The organism is Paraglaciecola aestuariivivens (assembly GCF_052983255.1).
Genome location: NZ_JBRKBA010000001.1, coordinates 485,561 through 503,520 on the forward strand (window position 1 = coordinate 485,561; position 17,960 = coordinate 503,520).

Genomic DNA, 17,960 nt, shown 5'->3' on the forward strand with positions numbered 1-17,960 from the left:
CTTAGTATTACAAATAGTCTTATTTTAATGGGTGAGCATAATCAGCTTTATGCCGCATAATTAAACTACGTTAACCTGTTTAGTGTTAATTTTCTACTCGTTCTAAAACCACAGCGATCCCCTGCCCCATACCTATACACATAGTCACTAAGGCATAACGTTTTGCAGTATGTTCGAGCTGATTTAAGGCAGTTAACAAAATACGGGCACCACTGGCACCAAGCGGGTGACCTAAGGCAATCGCGCCACCATTAGGGTTAACTCTTTGGTCATCAAAATCTAGCCCAAGTTGCTGCAAACACCCTAACACTTGCACGGCAAAGGCTTCGTTAATTTCGATTACGTCCATATCCGCTAAGCTCAATTCAGCTCTAGCTAATGCTTTATGAATAGCCGGTACTGGCCCTAGCCCCATTAGGCTAGGTTGCACCCCTGCAATGGCTCCTGCAATGATCTTACCGCGCGCTGCTATACCCGCTGCTTGGCCTACTCGTTGATTACCAATAATCACAGCAGCCGCCCCATCGTTAATGCCCGACACATTGCCTGGAGTTACCACCCCATCAAATAAAGGCGAGAGCTTTGCTAGGCTAGCTAGGGTGGTAGAAGGCCGAGGTTGTTCGTCTTCTGTCACTAAAATACTGCTGTGTTTTTTACTAGGGGCGACTGCAATGGGCGAAATTTCATCTTTAAAAAAGCCTGCTTGCAGAGCCTTGGCGTAACGCGATTGTGAGGCTAGTGCAAAGTGATCGCAGTCTTGTCTGGCAATACCTAAGTGCTTGGCTATGTTATCGGCCGTTTCAGGCATGCTGTGCGCGCCAAACTGCTGATTGATTCGGGGGTGAGGAAATCTTGTACCTAAGGTGCTGTCTACTAATTGTTGATTACGGGCAAAGGCATGAGTGGCTTTAGGTAAAATATAGGGGGAGCGGCTCATAGACTCTACTCCACCAGCAATAAACAGCTGACCTTCGTTTGCTTTAATGCAGCGTGATGCATCTAATACCGCTGCCAAACTTGAGCCACACAAACGATTAAGCGTAATGCCCCCGGTGTCTATAGGAAGGCCAGCCAATAACCCCGCAGTACGCGCAATATTGCGGCTGTCTTCGCCCGATTGATTGGTGTTGCCTATTATTACATCTTCGTACAATGCCAAATCAAAAGCATTACGCTCTACTAGCGTTTTAATCACATGCGCAAGCAGATCATCGGGGCGCACACTAGATAACACCCCAGCATGGCGGCCAAAGGCGGTGCGGGTAGCATCGTATATGTAGGCGTGTTGCATGGCTTGTCCTTTTTATTAAGTAGCGGTTTTACCTTACAAATTACACAAGAGTGTAGGCGCGATTAAGCTCATGCTATCATTTAGGCATATTCTTAAAAGTAAATTTTTTTGCCATGTACCTGCGTTACCCTAATGTTTAAATGCCCTGTTTGGCTGTCTCCCCTGCTATTAGTTTGTGTGTTTTTTGCCACGCTCTTTAGCCAAGTTGGTGGCTATTTAATGCCTGCCCAAATGGCTGTGTTATTCATAGCGATTTTTACTCTTATTGAATGGCCACAACTAGAAACTGCCAGCAAGATACTGGCCCTGATTGCGGCGAGCTTAGTGGCGCTGTTGTTACCTTTAGGTTTTATCAGTAGCGAACAGCTGTTATTCATGTGTAGCAGTGTGGCATTTTTTGCTTTTTTTCTCATGGCGCTCCATCTGTTAAAAGAAGCGGCCTTAACCTCAAAGTCTGTGTATTTAACTGGTCAAGCGCTGTTACAACAACAACCCACTAGGCGCTACACTTTGTTAACTGTGGCCAGTCATTTGTTGGGAATATTAATGAGCATGGGTGCAATTAGTTTATTCGCCACTATGATACAACGCAGTTTACAAGAGCAATCAACAGAGCTAGATGCCAATATTCGCCAGATTAGGCAAAAGCGTATGATGCAGGCAGTGTTAAGAGGGTTTTGTAGTATTCCTCTGTGGGCACCTACTACTGTGACTATTACCCTTTTGGTCACCACTATGCCTAATTTGCAATGGCTAGACATTTTGCCCTATGGCTTAATTTTAACTTTTGCCGCGCTGATATTTGGCATTGCCCTAGACCATATTCAAGCTCCCACACACCTAAATCACTTAGTGCCTCAACTATCCAATAAACTCAGTGACTTGCGAGTGTGCAAATCTATTTTTGTGGTGGTGATAAACCTAGTGGTGCTGTCAGCAATATTACTTTACAGCACTCAGCTAAGTGTTATTTCTGCGGTATTAGTTAGTGCCAGCTTAACCAGTTGTGGCTGGATATTTTTTCAATATAAACATCAGGCCAGTATTTCGCAGGCGTTAGTTTTAACTAAAACCCGCTTTAGCCAGAAACTGTTTACTCAGTTACCTTCGCAGCGCTCAGAATTAGTCTTTTTTACTAGTTCAGTGTTAATTGGGCAGCTATTAATTAGCCAGTTAAACATTGCTTGGTTTAGCCAGCATTTAGTAGCCATGGAACTTTCAGCGCCACTTATTTTAATCATGGCGTCATGGCTAATAGTAATCAGCTCTATGCTGTATATTAACCCAATTATTTCAGTGACTTTTGTTGCAGGCACCCTGTGGCAAACCCCTATGTTAACCACTATGCCAATCACCTTAGCTTTGGTATTAATGGTAACCTGGGCGGCGGTTATAGGCAGTTCTCCTACTTCCTCATCGGTGCGTATAGGGGCCAAAATCGCCAATGTTTCGCCCATTCAATTAGGGCTTAAGTGGAATGGCCTGTATAGCTTGGTACTGTTAATTTTGTTGGATGCATACTTATTAATGTTTTTATAAAATTACCGGCTTTTATCCACAAAAACTCAGCAATTTGCCTTATAATTCGCCGCGAATTCATTAGCTAGAACCAAACGAGCAAAAATTGAAAAACCCAGATGTAATAGTTATTGGCGCAGGTGCTGCCGGATTGTTTTGTGCCGCACAGGCCGGCAAGCGTGGCCGTAACGTATTAGTGCTTGATCATGCCAAACGATTAGGCGGAAAAATTTTAATGTCTGGGGGTGGGCGCTGTAACTTTACCAATATGTATGCAGGCCCAGAAAACTTTTTATCTGACAACCCACATTTTTGTAAATCGGCCTTAAGCCGCTACACCCAATGGGACTTTATTGGCTTAGTGGCCGAATACGGCATTGCCTACCACGAAAAAACCTTAGGCCAATTGTTTTGCGACAACAGTGCCAAAGACATTTTGAATATGCTGTTAGCAGAATGCCAAAAAGCTAATGTCACAGTGACCAATCAATGTGAAATTTTATCTATAGAGAAAACCGACTCGGGTTATCTGTTAGATACCGCTAAAGGCCAATTTCAATGTGAGTCTTTGGTTATTGCCACAGGTGGATTGTCTATGCCCAAATTAGGTGCCAGCCCCTTTGGTTATAAAGTAGCTGAGCAATTTGGTTTAAATGTTAAACCCACGCGCGCAGGTTTAGTGCCTTTTACTTTGCACGAACAAGATAAAAAGGTACTTGCCGATCTAAGCGGCATATCACTTGATGCCAGCGCCAGTTGCAACCACACCAGTTTTAATGAAAATATATTGTTCACCCATAGGGGTTTAAGTGGCCCAGCGGTATTACAAATATCTTCATTTTGGCAACCAGGCCAAGCAGTTGAGTTTGATTTATTTCCGAACGGAGACTTACTAGCTGAATTACAAAAAGCGCAACAAAATCAACCTGATGCGCAACTAAGCACAGCTTTAGCTGCGCACTATCCAAAACGTTATGTACAAGCTGCGCTGCCTTATTTAGGCATAGACAATAAACCGTTAAAACAATACCAAGGCAAACAACTAGAACAAGCAGCCCAAGCCTTTCACCAATGGCAACTTAAACCCAATGGCACCGAAGGCTACCGCACCGCAGAGGTCACCCTAGGCGGGGTAGACACTAACCAACTCTCATCCAAAACCATGATGGCCAAAGATGTAGAAGGTTTATATTTTATTGGCGAAGTGGTAGATGTAACCGGCTGGCTAGGCGGCTTCAACTTTCAATGGGCTTGGAGCAGCGGTTGGGTAGCTGGGCAAGTTGTTTAATTAATGGGAAAAATTATGTTGGCTAAAATGTGAAGCGGAGCGAAACCAAGCCAACGTCATTTTGTCCACTTTAAACAGTTTGTTAGGTTTTCTTTTCTTTGATATTCACTGAGTAAACCTTGTTTAGGATGTTTATATCTTCAGTATGAAGTTCAAACGGATCTCTAAAGCAAAAGCCTGATTCAGCACACTCAATATTGATCTCTGAGTTGTTATCATGTTGGCCACGTAAGAAGAATAAACTACTGCACGAACTTGGATCATTTCCTGAGCTTGCGACACACAAAAAGACAACATTCGGCTCCCAATTACATTCAGTACTAGGATCTAGCTCCTTTAAAGGTATATGTAGCTTGTGACGGTCACCATCAATAGTTGGACGATATGCAAACTCAGTTGACTGCGACACATGTAATCCAGCTAACCAGTTGTAGTTTTTGCAGGCTTTGGATTCACTTCTAGCTACATATTGAACTTTAATTTTGTAGGTTAAAGAGTCAACAATGCGCCCCTCGATATCAATGTACTTTTCACTAGGTGTTGGATAGTCAACTTTTGCTCTCATAGAGCTACAAGCCGTTAAAACCAAAATCGAAATTATTAGCACCAATCTACTCATAGAAAACCTAACGCCCAAATCAGCGGCTAGCCTTGGCTAGTCCACTGGATTTGCTTGTTAGCTGCTCATCTTTACTAACTGAATAATCAGTTACATGAATATCTTCACGAGCTTTCTTTAAGGAAGTTGCAAAGTGGATGACGTATTCTCGATCATTTTTTAACTCTAATTCCTTGTTTGATACCTCATTACTAAAAGCCTTTATAAAGAAACTTATGACTTGGTTCATGCCACACTCCTAGATTTGTTTGTGTGAAACTCATACTGCCATCTTTTAATTGAGTTTAGTGTAAGTTCTAAATCTATTCTTCGGCAAATATCTGAAAAAATTTCTGATATTGCGTCTGCTTGCTGTTCATCTAGAGGATCACATAGCCTTCGCCCATATGTGACTATCGAAATGATGTAGTTATCTCTATAGTCATTATTGACAGTGAATGCTGGGTAGCAAAATACGCTCCCATTCCCAGTTCTATTATCTCGTTCGGATAAAAAGTAATTACCCTTTTTATGAGCTTGCCTTTTACAAGCGTGAAAAATTGGTTCACCAATTTTAAGGCACTCAGCAGCAGTTGATTTACCTTCTATGAGCTTAATAGCTTTCGTATGTTTCCAACTTCGATTAGTTTCGTATTCGTAATACCAATTATTGTTCTTCGGGTCATTGTGCATAATTGTTATACAAACTTGGTTACGTTTTAAAGAAAAGTTATTAAGTAGTAACGCCTCTATTTCACCTAAGATCAAATTTATTTGCTCTTTTGGCTGAGTAATCTGCATGAATGTATTTCCATTTGGCTTCAACTTGCCAGATTCATCTTTAAAACGATCAAGCTTCTTTTGGACTACTCTTGCAGTTAGTAATGCAAAGCCTTCCAAAAACTTTTTGTAAGCATCCCCTGATTTTTCCTCGTACCAATCTGCAATCCCTCGAATTAACAAAGCAGTTAAAGATACAAATATTAGTATCGAAAAAGCAATTTCATGCTTCTCTATGTGGTTCTTTATTATAGCCCACTGTTCACCCCAGACATCCAATGTAATGAAGTAAGCGCCTGTTAATCCAGGTAGGAAGACTTGTAGAAATCTATTTCTAATGGTTCGTACTATTGTGTTTTCATATAATACTTTTCTAAATAGCTTCCTATGAAGATACCTAGACCTTTCAAATAAAAAGCTAAATGCCCAAATAGCTATTACCGCTATCAATATGAAATTTTGATAGTCCTTCGATGCATCTTCCAATCTAGCTTCATCCTTTTTAAAAATTTAATGCACAAGCTTAAAGCTTATGGCAGCTAACGCCTACAATAACGGGAAAAGCTAAGCGGCAGCGAGGCTTTTTCCCAATGAGCGAAGCGAATGTTGTTTATTGTTTTGTTAGGTGTTTTCATCGTAAATATCGATTACATGGCAAGATTGAAAAGTAACAAGTTGTCCGCAAAGCACACAATCACTGCCACCTGGATCATTATCTAACTTGCCTTCATAGTAATTAGGATGTTCGGCTGTAATTTCTACCCACATACGTTCAACTGAAATTTCTTCTGAACCAACAGTTTCTTCCATACTGAAGATTAATTTTACCAAATTACCTACTTTAAGAGATTCCCTAGCCTCTTTTTCAGGAATCCAGAATGAGTCAGGATATTCCTTATTTAATTCTTCTCCATTATCCAATTGATAATGATCTTTGTCATAGGTTGGTAGAATCATCAAAATCCTCAAAACACCTAACAGGTTATTAGTGAGACCTTGCAAGGTAGGAGATAGCCATGTATCGACGCACTAATAAATATCAAAAAACAATTTGTAAATCATACACTAACAGAAAACAAACTGAACAACATCTGGCTGGAACAGGAGAAGCTTTACCTGTGCAGAAAATTTTCTCGCTACACCGAGTACTGATTACGACTCAAGTGAGCCTGTTGTGCACAAAGTAGAATTGTTCAAAACTGACCGAATCGACTGGCCGTTAACACCTTGTTTTAGTGGCTCCGCCACTTCCTTGCCGCCTTTCTTGCTTACTTCTTTTGGCTGTTGAAAAGAAGTGAGTCGCACAGAAGGGATTCTGTGTGAAAAACAATCATGTGGACGCCACGCGGAATGATTGCGCGAAGCGTGCTTTTTAAATTACCCCAGTGCAACGTCCGATATCTGTTACGAGATCCAGTACACCGTCATTGGCGCGCAAGCGGGAACCTTTTACAAGCGACTGTAGTGCTAATATAAACGTTATTTCACTGGTGTTGAAGCGGGTTACCGCCTGCGCGGTAATGACTAAGTTACAAGTAAGGGTCTAAGCGACCGCAATTGACACCAAGCAGAGATTCCCAATCGAGTTTGGAATGACGCTTCTGGCACCTTTGCGACTGTCAGATTTGATTGAATTCTGTTGATAGTATTCAGACTTATTCAAGTGATCAGCAGATTGAATCAAGTTTGAGACAATTCAATTTGTTGTATAGCCTATGTAAACCGGTACACCAGCTAAAGCAGGGGTCAAAAGGCTTGCTGCACCTAGCTTAGTTGATGGGCCGCATGGTGTTTTTTAATCACCAAATCGAAAGCGCAACCCTGCATTAACGGTAAAGCCATCGTTACGTGACCAAATATCTGTTGTCCAACGTCCGCTTGGTGTTTGGTTAGGTAGCAGCAGAGAGTCGATTTTGGTTTGGCGCACATTGAGTAGGTTTTCGGCATTCACAAAATAACTGATCTTACCTAGGGTGATTTGGCCTAATAAGCCAAGATGCCAATAGGCTTGGCTGCGCTGGCGATAAGGATTATTTTCTAATGCTTGAGTGCCAGTATAATAGGCTTCAAAGCCGAGTAAGTGACTACCGTGCTCTTCCCACATAATCACTAATCCAGCAGAATGTTCTGGCGTAAGTGCTAGGGGTTTACGACCCAAATCATTTGAAGACTCTTTAGTGGCGTCTGTATATAAATAGCTACCAGTGAACTTAATGTCTTGCCAACGATAACGTAGCAACAACTCGGCGCCACGTATTTCGCTTTGCCCAGCTAGATTCACTAGGCGTACTTGTTTATCTGCAGATAAGTTGGGGTTGTTTATGTTTTCTAATTCGGTGACATTTTTAATATTAGAAGCAAACAAGGTCACGCTGGATTCTAGATTGCCAATAGCATAACTCGCATCTATTGAAGCAGTAGAGGCTTGCTCTTCTTTTAGGTTTTCTAACGGAGCCAGTCGAGATAAGCCTACTTCATCAATCTCTTCAATAAAGGGGCTCGGCGCAAAATATCCTTGGCCATAGGCTGCTCTAATGGTCCAATTTTCTGGGCTGTATAACAACGAAATACGCGGGCTAACTTGGGTTCCGTACTCGCTATGCCAGTCTGTTCGGGCCGACATAGACAGTGAAATTTGTTCACTGGCATCGTAGTCAATCTGCGAAAACACCCCAGGCACTTTATAAGCATAATTAAATTCTGCGAAGGTTTCTGAATCAAACTTTTCTGTTTGCAATGCCGCTCCTATTAGCCAAGCGGTTTTATTGGAGTAACCAGATAAACTCGACTCTATTAAAAAGCTTTGATGACTATCTTTTTCGAACAGGCTACCAAATTGATGTTGGTGATCTTGATCCATAGCCGAGCCACGCACATTGATGTTCATCACCTCACCTAATGCTTGATCGTAAATAAATCCTATGTCATTTCTTTTGGTGTCTTGATTTAAGCTAAACTCACTGCCATCAGTTAAGCTTGCCCCCGCCACAGTGCCGCCATTTCTTTGTTCTGACATAGCGCCCAAAGTGACATAAAGATTGGCTCCCTCATTGCCTTGCCAATAAAAGCGAGGACGCAGGCTTTGCCTTTGGTAACCGGCCATATCCAACCAAGCATCGTTATCTAAATCTTGTTGCGCTTGATGATGTAGGCCGGCTGTTACTGATGCACTTAACTTATTGGTCAAGGGCGAGGCAAAATACGAGGTGACATCTTGGCCGTCTTTAGAGGTAAAATTAAGCAACACTTCACCTTGGTATTCGTCTGAAGGCGTGCGTGAAATCAAGTTAATCACCCCGCCCAACGCCGAACCTCCATACAATGAAGATGCCGAACCTTTAATAATTTCAACATTGGCTAAATCAGTAGGAGGTATTTGTAACAAGCCAATTGAAGCTGTTTGCCCGCCGTATAAAGGCAACCCATCACTTAATAGCTGTGTATATCGCCCATACAATCCTTGCAATCTGATGTTGGCACTGCCTAAGGCTGGTGAGGTTGTTTGCACTCTAACCCCGCCTGTTTCTGCTACTAACATCGAAATATTTCCAGGTCGCATTAGGGCTTTTTCTTGGATTTCTTCACCGTTGATAATTTCGGTTCGCGTGGCCGACTTAGTAACAATTCGACCTAAGCGTGAGGCTCTAACTTGTATGGTTTCGATTGGCTTTTTGTCATGCTCATGCTCATGCTCATGCTCATGCTCATGCTCATGCTCATGCTCATGCTCTTCATGGTGTTTTTGTTCTAGATTATTTTCTTGCTGCTGATTTTTGTCAGTGGCATAACCAACTATAGGGAAAAGCAGCATGGCAAGCGCCACGATTAAAGACCTATTCAACATTTTCATCCCTATTATGCATAAAGCGGCATAGTTTAGGGGTTAACGCTGGTTAAGTGAATACGCTTAAATATTTTTATGTTGCCAACTATTTAACTCGCCATATGCTTTACCCGCTTAAATGATTGGCTTTTTGTAATCTGAGCTTGGCATTAAGACGTTCGAATAACAGCACTTCTCATTCAAAACCCGTCAAGCTAGATGAGTGTTTTTATAAGCAAAAATGACTTAGACTAAATTTTCAGCTGATTTATATTTGATAAACACTTAAATAAAAAGGAAGCCAAAATGAATCCACTTCATGCCGACGCTAAGTTTATGTTTAGAATGGGCATAGCTTTGTTTGTTATGAGTATTTTGGCTTTTTCCCCTCGCTATTTTTTGCCACTGTTTACAGCAGAATTAAACATACCAAGCATGTGGCTGCATGCGCATGCGAGTTTTTCTATGCTGTGGTTGGCAATATTTATTTTTCAGTCTTGGCTAATTACCCAAAACAACAGAGCTTGGCATCGTAAACTTGGCCTATTTGCCTTGTTAATTGCTATAGGCAATGTGTTAAGTGGTTTGTTTTTACAGTTAGATACTTTGCCTGCTGCGTCAGAACAGGCGGCAGTGGGGCCAGCTTTTAGATTATTTCAAAGCATTCCAACTTTTGTGTTGTTTTTGGTTTTAGCTTTAGCCTACCGCCGCAGAGCAGATTTTCATCTACGTTTTATGTATCAAACTGCCTTTGCTGGAATCACTTCTATTGCAGATAGGTTGTTGACCTTTTATAGCCCACTAGAGCAACAAATTGTTGGGCCTATGGCCGGCTTAACAGGGTTGTTATGTATGTTGGCCTTGCCTATTTACGACAAATTAGTCCATAAAAACGTACATAAAGCCAGTTGGATAGGGTTGCTAGTCTATTTTATATTTCAATTTAGCATTGCCGGCTTTGTGTTCCAGGCTGATTGGTGGTTAACCTTTGCGGTTTTAAATTACGGCTAAACTAGCAGCAGGATTAACCTTTTACTTACTGGTTTTAATCAATAGTTATGTATTGTTTAAGAATGGCGTTTTTATCTACTTGCTGAAATGACTGCTTAAGCTTAACTACAATTTTTTTGTCCATGCTAATATTGCAGGCCAGCTGAAAACTTTGATCGAGCTGCTTTAGATCCATGACTTTTTCAACCGCCAAATCATCTTGATTTAACTGTTGTCGGTAACCTATGGCTAAATCGTTGGTGATGATTAAGTCCATATCTCTTTTTGAAGATTTTAATACTTTCCACTGGGCATTTGTGTCGTCTGCGGCGTAATAGTGCAAATTCGATTCAAAGCCATTCTCTATTAAAAAATCATGCGCCACATCATTTTTTACTATCACTGTTTTATATTGTTTGGCGTCTTGCAAACTATTTAGATTCACTCGGTCTTTTTTAAAGGAGTAAAAGGCCGGTGATACTTTGTGGATCTCGCCCACCCAATTAAATAATGGCGCTCTTTTGTGAGTTTTTACTATGGAATACAGGCAGGCATTGGGGTTTCGTAAGGCACTATAATAGGCCATGGTCCAAGTATCGACTTTAATTTGATAGTCTAGCCCTGCCCCTTTAAAGGTGTCTCGCACTACATCTGTGGCGTACCCAGTAACCTGATTGTCTTTTACAATCTGAAAAGGCGCTAAATGCTCTGTTAAAATGAGAATTTTCCCGCTTACAATGGGCAAATACACTAAGCCTGTTGCTGCGATTAAAATTCTACTTAATATTTTCATTAAACCTCTAATGCTTGATGCCCTTTTTAACAATAACAATGCTGAGTTAAATTCCTACTATTATTTTTAAAAATATTGGTTATAAGCTTTTCCTTTAAGGCTTTAGGTTTGGCTTAAGGTATGATCAACCCATCTAGATTTTTTGGTTGCTGTCATGAGTTGGGTGTTTTTTACTTTAGGTGCCGTGGTGATGCAAACACTGCGTAATGCTCTGCAGAGCCAACTGAGCAGCCATGTGAGCACAGCAGGGGTAACTTTAGCACGTTTTTTGTTTGCGCCGCCTATTGCCCTGCTTTACTTAGGTATTTTATATGCTGTGTCTGCGCAAATTATTCCTTTATTCAGCGTTAAATTCATTCTGTATGTAAGCTTGGCCGGCATCTCTCAAATTGCGGCAACCGCCTTAATGGTTCAGTTGTTTAAACAAAAAAACTTTGCCGTAGGCGCTGGATTAGCCAAAAGTGAGGCTTTAGTGGCAGGGGTATTTGGCACCATATTTTTTGGTAGTCATTTAAGCTTGTTAGGCTGGTTAGGAATACTAGTGGGTGGTGTTGCAGTCTTTGTACTGTCTGGCAGCAGCAGGCGCGGCCAGCTTAATCTCAAAACCGTACTATTAGGATTAGCCTGTGGCAGCTGTTTTGCCTTAACTTCTTTGTTAGTGCGAGAGGCTAGTTTGTTATTAGCTGTGCCTTTTCCACACAGTGCAGCTTGGGTTTTGCTATGGGTGTTGTGTATTCAAACCTGTTTGTTGGTGATTTATATTGCTCTAAAGGATCGCGCCACCTTTAGCAAACTCAAAATCCATGCTAAAGCCACCTTAGCAACCAGTGCCACCAGCTGCTTAGGCTCTATTTGTTGGTTTAGCGCCATGGCCTTGCAACATGTAGCCTATGTAAAAACTGTAGGCCAGTTAGAGGTACTTTTCACTTTGCTTATGGCCAAGTTTTGGTTAAAAAATTCGGTACAAAAACATGAAGTACTAGGGTTATGCTTTATTGCCGTTGCCGCCATTTTAGTGATGTGGGCCTAATCCAATGATTGATAAAAGTTACTATTTACCCAAACAGCATTGGCAAGCAGAGCTAGAAATAAAGCGCAGTAAATTTTTGGCTTTTGTTGCGCCAGTCACTACCCGCCAGCAAGCCGACGACTTTATTAAATCTTTGCGGGCCAAGCACCCTCAAGCAAACCATGTGTGTTGGGCTTATATTGCAGGCGCCCCAGATACCACACTGCGCTCTATGAGTGACGATGGTGAGCCTAGCGGCACGGCCGGAATGCCTATGTTAAAAGTGTTAAGTCATAGTGGCTTGGGCAATATAGTTGTGGCAGTAGTACGATATTTTGGTGGCACAAAATTAGGCACTGGAGGATTACAACGCGCCTATTCAGACGCCGTTAGTTTAGTATTAAGCGATTTACCTACTGTAATTAAAGTAGTGCGAACTCAGTTAGTATTAACTTACGACTATCAATTTGAAGGCGTGATCAGTCGCCTACTTGCTAGCTTTGATGCAGATAATATTGTTTGTGACTATGCCCAGCAAATTAAACTCACCCTAGATATAGCGCGCGCCGAGAAACCTAACTTTATTAATCAAGTCACTAATGCTACATCTGGGCAAATTCAAATTGTTGAGCCTAATAAGGCGATTGTTTCGCCCTAGTTGGCCATATAATCTTTGGGTAATTGGGGTATGGCAGCCACACCTGAGTCTATCGCCGCTTGCGCCACTGCCTTAGCCACACGTTGCAACAATCTATGATCCATAGGTTTAGGGATAATATATTTTTTACCAAAACTTAGCTGCTGGCACCCGCTAGCCACTAACACTTCTTTGGGTACTGGCTCTTTGGCAATGCCTCGAATGGCATCTACAGCTGCGATTTTCATTTCATCATTAATTTGCGAGGCTCTTACGTCTAATGCGCCTCGAAAAATAAAGGGGAAGCACAATACATTATTAACCTGATTAGGATAATCAGAGCGGCCAGTGGCCATAATTAAATCGTCTCGCACTTGATGAGCTAATTCAGGTTTAATTTCGGGATCTGGATTAGAGCATGCAAAAATAATTGGCTTGTCGGCCATTAGCTTTAATGATTCGGGGGCCAATAAATTGGGGCCAGATACACCAACAAACACATCAGCCTGATCTAGTGCATCTTCTAGCGTGCGTTTATCTGTATTATTGGCAAATAAGGCTTTATGCGGAGTAAGATCATCTCGGCGGGTGTGTATCACCCCTTTACGATCAAGCATGTAAATGCGTTCGCGTTTGGCTCCACATTTAACTAATAACTCCATACAAGCTGTGGCGGCGGCACCTGCCCCCATGCACACTATAGTGGCATCTGAAATTTGTTTTCCTTGAATTTCTAAGGCGTTTAGCATACCTGCGGCTGTGACTATGGCAGTGCCGTGTTGATCATCATGAAAAACCGGTACTTTGCAGCGCTTGATCAAGGCTTGTTCAATTTCAAAACATTCTGGTGCTTTAATGTCTTCAAGATTGATGCCACCAAAAGTATCAGCAATATTGGCCACTGTGTTGATAAAGTCTTCGGTGCTTTGGTGGTTGACTTCAATGTCGATAGAATCAATATTGGCAAAACGTTTAAATAGCAACGCCTTACCTTCCATTACAGGTTTTGAAGCAAGGGGGCCTAAGTTGCCTAGTCCTAAAATAGCGGTGCCGTTTGAAATCACCGCAACTAAATTTCCTTTACCCGTGTATTGATAAGCGGCATCGGGATCCAGTGCGATTTCGCGTACTGGCTCTGCTACACCTGGGCTATAGGCTAAAGCTAAATCAGTCACGCTTTCAGCTGGTTTAGTTAATTCTATACTGATTTTTCCAGGTACAGGTTTAGCGTGGTAATCTAGCGCTTGTTGGCGAAAGTCAGACATGATGTAGTCAGTCCTTGTAAAAAGAAGCAATCTGCAAGTTTGCTCGTTATTGGACTAGGTTAGCAAAACCGTAAAGCACAACGAACAAACACATTTGTTGCAAAAATGTAACACACAAGTACCAGTTCAACATATCAGATCAGGCGGGAATTTTTGTATAACAAGTATCACCTCAATTTATACCGCTATGGTCTGGTTATTTTTTAGCTGCTTTTTTTTACACTTGTGGCTAAAATAGCTTCCAGTCCAACCTTAACAAGTGCTTGATCATTATCTTTTTCAAATCTGTTATTTCAGCTTTTTTAGCCACTTGTTGTGTTTGGTTAATTTCAGCACCTCAAAACCTTGCCCACGCAAATGATGACCTGCAGTTTTCAGGCTTTGCGCGAGTAGTGCTGGGCTACTTAGATGATGAAAATGCTCAGTATCTTGGCTATCAAGATAAACTAAGCATCGACAATCAAAGCTTAATTGGCTTACAAGCAGATTATCAATTTTCGGATAAACTCGCTTTAACTGGCCAGTTTATTGGCCATACCGGCAAACAAAAAAAATCTGGGCTAGAGTGGCTTTATCTTACTTATCAAGCGCACCGCTCATTTCAACTAAAAATTGGAAAACAACGCACTCCATTTTTTAATTACAGTGACTCCATAGACGTTGGTTTTGCTTACCCTTGGGTGACGTTGCCGCAACAGGTTTACAACTCAATTTTCTTTTCTACTTTTGATGGTGTTTTAGCCAACTATCAATGGTCGAATCAATCCTTAGTATTAGATATTGAAGGTTATTGGGGAAACTTTAACGATAAAATTTATGCGGGAAATATGAGTGTTGGCTCTAATGTAGAAGACCTACATGGAGCCATTCTAAAATTAAATGTCGATAATTGGGAGTTTCGCAGCGCTTATCACACTGCCGATGCCGATATAATAGTGGATGAACTACGCAATTTTAGCCAAATATTAACTCAGTACGGCTATGTGAAAAGTGCGGCAGCGTTAAATACTAAAGGCTGGGCAAAGTTTTATCAGGCTTCGGCCAATTACGAAAATTTACACTATTTTTTTCGCAGTGAATTTACCCGCACTCGCACACAAGCCCCTTCTATTCCTGCTATTGATAGTTTTTACCTAGCGCTAGGTTACAACCATGCACCATTTTCTAGCTACCTTTCATTTGCTAAAAGTGAAGGGGAATTTGTCATGCCACCTAATGAAATTCCAACTGGCTTTGACCCGCAATTAGACGCTTTAGCTGATGCTTATCAAAATTTAAGCCAATTCCCCTATGAAAGCTCTGAGAGCATCACTTTGGGCACTAGGTATGACTGGCGCGCGAATGTGGCACTTAAAGCCGAGGTAACTTTTACTCAACAACAACCAGATAATCGAACGGTTGCACCTAATGCTTCCTTTAAAACCATAGCGCTCTATCAGTTTGCCTTAGAGTGGGTGTTTTGATGAAAAGCATGTGGTTTTGTTTAATGTTAATAATTGGTGCGGCTCCAGCCCTGGCATCAGATGAAGTATGGGTTATCGCAAACCTTGAAAACAAAGCAACTAACCTAAGCCGCCAAGAAATTCGTAATTTATTTATGGGTGATGCCCTAACTTATAATTTAACTGCCGTAGCTTTGCCGCCACAACACCTTACCCGGGTACTATTTAATACTAAAGTGATTGGCTTAACCGAATCTAGGATCCAATCATATTGGGCGCAAATGCGCTTTTCGGGAAGAAAAAAACCACCTTTAGAATTAGCCAATGAAGTATCAATCTTAGAATACATACAAGCCAATCCTGGCACTGTAGGTTATGTGTCGGCGCAAACACCTATTCCCGAGCAGTTAACTGTTTTGTTTCGAAGCCAGTAATCGAGTTTTATCTTTAATTAAGTCGGGCAAACTTTGTGGTTTAGAGTACAAATAGCCTTGTAGTTGATGACAACCATTTTGAATTAAAAACTCGGCCTGCTCACGGGTTTCAACCCCTTCAGCACAAATTTGTAAATTGAGTTGCTTAGCCATTTCAATGATGGTTTTGGTGATTAAGGTACTGCGTTTAGATAGATTTAAATTATCTACAAACTGCTTGTCTATCTTTAAGGTGTTTAAGTTAATTTGTGTGAGATAACTTAAAGAAGAGTAACCCGTACCAAAATCATCTAAGGCCACAGTAGAGCCCATGGTTCTTAATTGACTTAAAAACTTGTTGGCTGTTTCAAAGTTTTCCAGATAAGCCGACTCTGTCACCTCAAACTCTACCTTAGTCGGGTCGATTTTATACTCAATAAACAAAGACTTAATAAAACTAACAAGGGTTGGGCTTTTAATATCATGGGCTGATAAATTAACTGATACAGAAATAGTATTGTTGTGCAGCTCGCTTATAGAGGCAAAGTCTCTGCACACTGATTGTAAAACCCATTTTGTGACATCAAGAATTTTACCGCTTTGTTCAGCAATAGGGATAAATTCTGCCGGTGACACAAAACCTAAAGCTTGGCTATTCCACCTGATTAAGGCTTCGTAACTCACTACTTTTTCATTTGGGCAAACCTTAGCTTGATAAAACAAACTAAATTCATCTTGCTTAATGGCGTTGATAATAGAGTTAGCAATACTGAGTTTGCGTTTGTTGTCTTCCATCATTTCAGGAATAAACACAGTATGTGTACTGTTCTCTATCATTTTTGAACGGTACATAGCTAAGTCGGCGTTACTTATAAACTCACTTAAATTAAAGTTAGAGTCATCTGCCTTGGCGATACCAATACTTATGCCTACTTGTACTTCCCAGCTATTAATTTCAAAAGGCTTGCTTAGGCCTTTTACTAAACGTTCGGCAATTTCGTAAAGCATTAATTCGTTAGGTTCGTTGTGCAATAAAATCAAAAATTCATCACCACCTAGGCGCGAAATCAAGTCACCTTCTCGTAAAAAGGTTTTGGCTCTTTGACACACTTTAATTAACAGTTGATCGCCTGCCTCATGCCCAAAAGAATCGTTAACACTCTTAAACCCATCTAGGTCAAAATACATTAACACTAAGTTTTGGCCATTTCGTTCAGCTTTAGCTAGCTCCACCCTAAGGGTTTCCATAAAAAACTGGCGATTAGGTAAGCCGGTTAACGCATCAAAATTGGCCAGCCTTTCCATAGTGGTTTGTTGCGCTTTTAACTGCTGGGTATAAGCCCGATTTTTTTCTGTTTCTTGGCTGATGGTGTCCATCATAAGGTTAATATTCTGGCTCAGATCGGCGACTTCTTTTTTCCCTTTAATATCAATTCGTAATGAATAATCTTGGGTATTCCTAATTTTTTGCGCCAACTTAGACAGTTGATCTAAGGGCATAAACAAACGTTGCTGAATTAACACCGACAAAGCTATCACCAATAACACTACCAAAATGGCAAAGGGTAATACCTGGCGTAACAAACTCGCTTTACTTTGCTCAAGCGGGCCTTGAGAGTCGTTGACAATTAATAAATAGCCCAAAGGTAAACGTAGGTCGCCAATGAGTTTAAGGGCAATTAATTCTTGTTGATCGATGAATACCCCAGGCGGGTACTTTTTATACGAGGCTATTTTTTGAGTGATTTTGGTCATATCTGCGGCAAAGGTATTGCCGTAATAGATTTCTATTGGATGCCAATTTTGGTTAAACACCACAGAAAATTTAACGTTTTCGTAATTATCTAAGCGCAGCAACAAGGTAGAAATTTCAAAGGAATCGGGGGTAGAGGCTAAAAATGGCACTAAGTCACTGGCCATGTTCTCTGACAGACCATCTAAATCACTTTTGGCAGATTCTCGATAAAGATTTTCATGCTCTTGGATAGAAAAATACAACACTGCACTACAGACTAGTAGAATACTAAAAGCCGTTAGAGAGGTAATGGTATTTTTGATGGTTTTAAATAGCATGTTTGTAGCCTAACACATATTTATCGAGTAATAACTTGGA

The 17,960-nt window shown here is 41.1% G+C and carries 16 protein-coding genes; 7 read left to right on the forward strand and 9 right to left on the reverse strand.

All coding sequences use genetic code 11. From position 1 onward, the window contains the following. Positions 1-85 precede the first annotated feature (85 nt). On the reverse strand, positions 86-1,291 hold the full coding sequence (locus ACVCDT_RS02250) for an acetyl-CoA C-acyltransferase (RefSeq protein WP_447131114.1): 1,206 nt from the start codon (positions 1,289-1,291) through the stop codon (positions 86-88). A 219-nt stretch (positions 1,292-1,510) separates the two neighbouring features. On the opposite strand from ACVCDT_RS02250, the gene ACVCDT_RS02255 reads away from it, so the two are divergent. Together ACVCDT_RS02255 and ACVCDT_RS02260 are read left to right on the forward strand one after the other, a co-directional pair. Beyond that, entirely contained in the window at positions 1,511-2,830 is a 1,320-nt protein-coding gene (locus tag ACVCDT_RS02255) for a hypothetical protein (protein WP_447131115.1), read from the forward strand. A gap of 85 nt (positions 2,831-2,915) precedes the next feature. After that, entirely contained in the window at positions 2,916-4,097 is a 1,182-nt protein-coding gene (locus tag ACVCDT_RS02260; protein ID WP_447131116.1) for a BaiN/RdsA family NAD(P)/FAD-dependent oxidoreductase, read from the forward strand. Positions 4,098-4,179: 82 nt separating this feature from the next. Here ACVCDT_RS02260 and ACVCDT_RS02265 read toward each other — a convergent pair whose 3' ends face one another. From ACVCDT_RS02265 to ACVCDT_RS02285, 5 genes are all read right to left on the reverse strand, one after another. Beyond that, the gene (locus ACVCDT_RS02265) at positions 4,180-4,716 is read right to left on the reverse strand and encodes a hypothetical protein (protein WP_447131117.1); all 537 of its coding nucleotides are present in this window, start codon (positions 4,714-4,716) and stop codon (positions 4,180-4,182) included. A 19-nt stretch (positions 4,717-4,735) separates the two neighbouring features. Further along, positions 4,736-4,945: a hypothetical protein gene (locus ACVCDT_RS02270; protein ID WP_447131118.1), complete on the reverse strand. Its 210-nt coding sequence runs from the start codon at positions 4,943-4,945 to the stop codon at positions 4,736-4,738. Beyond that, on the reverse strand, positions 4,942-5,961 hold the full coding sequence (locus ACVCDT_RS02275) for a hypothetical protein (RefSeq protein WP_447131119.1): 1,020 nt from the start codon (positions 5,959-5,961) through the stop codon (positions 4,942-4,944). The genes ACVCDT_RS02270 and ACVCDT_RS02275 overlap by 4 nt, the downstream gene beginning before the upstream one ends. A 135-nt stretch (positions 5,962-6,096) precedes the next feature. Continuing rightward, positions 6,097-6,432, reverse strand: a complete 336-nt coding sequence (locus ACVCDT_RS02280) for a DUF2314 domain-containing protein (RefSeq protein WP_447131120.1) — start codon at positions 6,430-6,432, stop codon at positions 6,097-6,099. Between the two features lie 838 nt (positions 6,433-7,270). Beyond that, the gene (locus ACVCDT_RS02285; RefSeq protein ID WP_447131121.1) at positions 7,271-9,319 is read right to left on the reverse strand and encodes a TonB-dependent receptor plug domain-containing protein; all 2,049 of its coding nucleotides are present in this window, start codon (positions 9,317-9,319) and stop codon (positions 7,271-7,273) included. Between the two features lie 285 nt (positions 9,320-9,604). Here ACVCDT_RS02285 and ACVCDT_RS02290 point away from each other — a divergent pair, with 285 nt between their 5' ends. After that, the gene (locus ACVCDT_RS02290; protein ID WP_447131122.1) at positions 9,605-10,309 is read left to right on the forward strand and encodes a hypothetical protein; all 705 of its coding nucleotides are present in this window, start codon (positions 9,605-9,607) and stop codon (positions 10,307-10,309) included. Between the two features lie 34 nt (positions 10,310-10,343). Here ACVCDT_RS02290 and ACVCDT_RS02295 read toward each other — a convergent pair whose 3' ends face one another. Then, complete coding sequence (locus tag ACVCDT_RS02295; protein ID WP_447131123.1) at positions 10,344-11,081, reverse strand: substrate-binding periplasmic protein; 738 nt, start codon at positions 11,079-11,081, stop codon at positions 10,344-10,346. 154 nt (positions 11,082-11,235) lie between these two features. Between ACVCDT_RS02295 and ACVCDT_RS02300 the strand changes: the two genes are divergently transcribed. Further along, positions 11,236-12,111 carry an EamA family transporter gene (locus ACVCDT_RS02300; RefSeq protein WP_447131124.1) on the forward strand — a complete coding sequence of 292 codons (876 nt, stop codon included), beginning with the start codon at positions 11,236-11,238 and terminating at the stop codon, positions 12,109-12,111. 4 nt (positions 12,112-12,115) lie between these two features. Then, entirely contained in the window at positions 12,116-12,748 is a 633-nt protein-coding gene (locus tag ACVCDT_RS02305) for a YigZ family protein (RefSeq protein ID WP_447131125.1), read from the forward strand. Here ACVCDT_RS02305 and ACVCDT_RS02310 read toward each other — a convergent pair. Continuing rightward, positions 12,745-13,992, reverse strand: a complete 1,248-nt coding sequence (locus ACVCDT_RS02310) for a malic enzyme-like NAD(P)-binding protein (protein ID WP_447131126.1) — start codon at positions 13,990-13,992, stop codon at positions 12,745-12,747. The genes ACVCDT_RS02305 and ACVCDT_RS02310 overlap by 4 nt on opposite strands. Positions 13,993-14,255: 263 nt before the next feature. Between ACVCDT_RS02310 and ACVCDT_RS02315 the strand changes: the two genes are divergently transcribed. Beyond that, on the forward strand, positions 14,256-15,455 hold the full coding sequence (locus ACVCDT_RS02315) for a TonB-dependent receptor (RefSeq protein WP_447131127.1): 1,200 nt from the start codon (positions 14,256-14,258) through the stop codon (positions 15,453-15,455). Beyond that, positions 15,455-15,868, forward strand: coding sequence for a hypothetical protein (locus ACVCDT_RS02320; protein ID WP_447131128.1), 414 nt, complete (start codon positions 15,455-15,457; stop codon positions 15,866-15,868). Before ACVCDT_RS02315 ends, ACVCDT_RS02320 begins: the two co-directional genes overlap by 1 nt. Here ACVCDT_RS02320 and ACVCDT_RS02325 read toward each other — a convergent pair. Beyond that, positions 15,842-17,920 carry a putative bifunctional diguanylate cyclase/phosphodiesterase gene (locus ACVCDT_RS02325; protein ID WP_447131129.1) on the reverse strand — a complete coding sequence of 693 codons (2,079 nt, stop codon included), beginning with the start codon at positions 17,918-17,920 and terminating at the stop codon, positions 15,842-15,844. The genes ACVCDT_RS02320 and ACVCDT_RS02325 overlap by 27 nt on opposite strands. Positions 17,921-17,960: the final 40 nt, after the last annotated feature.

What these genes read in the sequence shown, in the direction of transcription:
- ACVCDT_RS02295 (WP_447131123.1), bottom strand. Translation starts at nt 11,081, where the DNA reads ATGAAAATATTAAGTAGAATTTTAATCGCAGCAACAGGCTTAGTGTAT.
- ACVCDT_RS02285 (WP_447131121.1), bottom strand. Translation starts at nt 9,319, where the DNA reads ATGTTGAATAGGTCTTTAATCGTGGCGCTTGCCATGCTGCTTTTCCCT.
- ACVCDT_RS02305 (WP_447131125.1), top strand. Translation starts at nt 12,116, where the DNA reads ATGATTGATAAAAGTTACTATTTACCCAAACAGCATTGGCAAGCAGAG.
- ACVCDT_RS02265 (WP_447131117.1), bottom strand. Translation starts at nt 4,716, where the DNA reads ATGAGTAGATTGGTGCTAATAATTTCGATTTTGGTTTTAACGGCTTGT.
- ACVCDT_RS02250 (WP_447131114.1), bottom strand. Translation starts at nt 1,291, where the DNA reads ATGCAACACGCCTACATATACGATGCTACCCGCACCGCCTTTGGCCGC.
- ACVCDT_RS02325 (WP_447131129.1), bottom strand. Translation starts at nt 17,920, where the DNA reads ATGCTATTTAAAACCATCAAAAATACCATTACCTCTCTAACGGCTTTT.
- ACVCDT_RS02270 (WP_447131118.1), bottom strand. Translation starts at nt 4,945, where the DNA reads ATGAACCAAGTCATAAGTTTCTTTATAAAGGCTTTTAGTAATGAGGTA.
- ACVCDT_RS02255 (WP_447131115.1), top strand. Translation starts at nt 1,511, where the DNA reads ATGCCTGCCCAAATGGCTGTGTTATTCATAGCGATTTTTACTCTTATT.
- ACVCDT_RS02290 (WP_447131122.1), top strand. Translation starts at nt 9,605, where the DNA reads ATGAATCCACTTCATGCCGACGCTAAGTTTATGTTTAGAATGGGCATA.
- ACVCDT_RS02320 (WP_447131128.1), top strand. Translation starts at nt 15,455, where the DNA reads ATGAAAAGCATGTGGTTTTGTTTAATGTTAATAATTGGTGCGGCTCCA.
- ACVCDT_RS02280 (WP_447131120.1), bottom strand. Translation starts at nt 6,432, where the DNA reads ATGATTCTACCAACCTATGACAAAGATCATTATCAATTGGATAATGGA.
- ACVCDT_RS02310 (WP_447131126.1), bottom strand. Translation starts at nt 13,992, where the DNA reads ATGTCTGACTTTCGCCAACAAGCGCTAGATTACCACGCTAAACCTGTA.
- ACVCDT_RS02300 (WP_447131124.1), top strand. Translation starts at nt 11,236, where the DNA reads ATGAGTTGGGTGTTTTTTACTTTAGGTGCCGTGGTGATGCAAACACTG.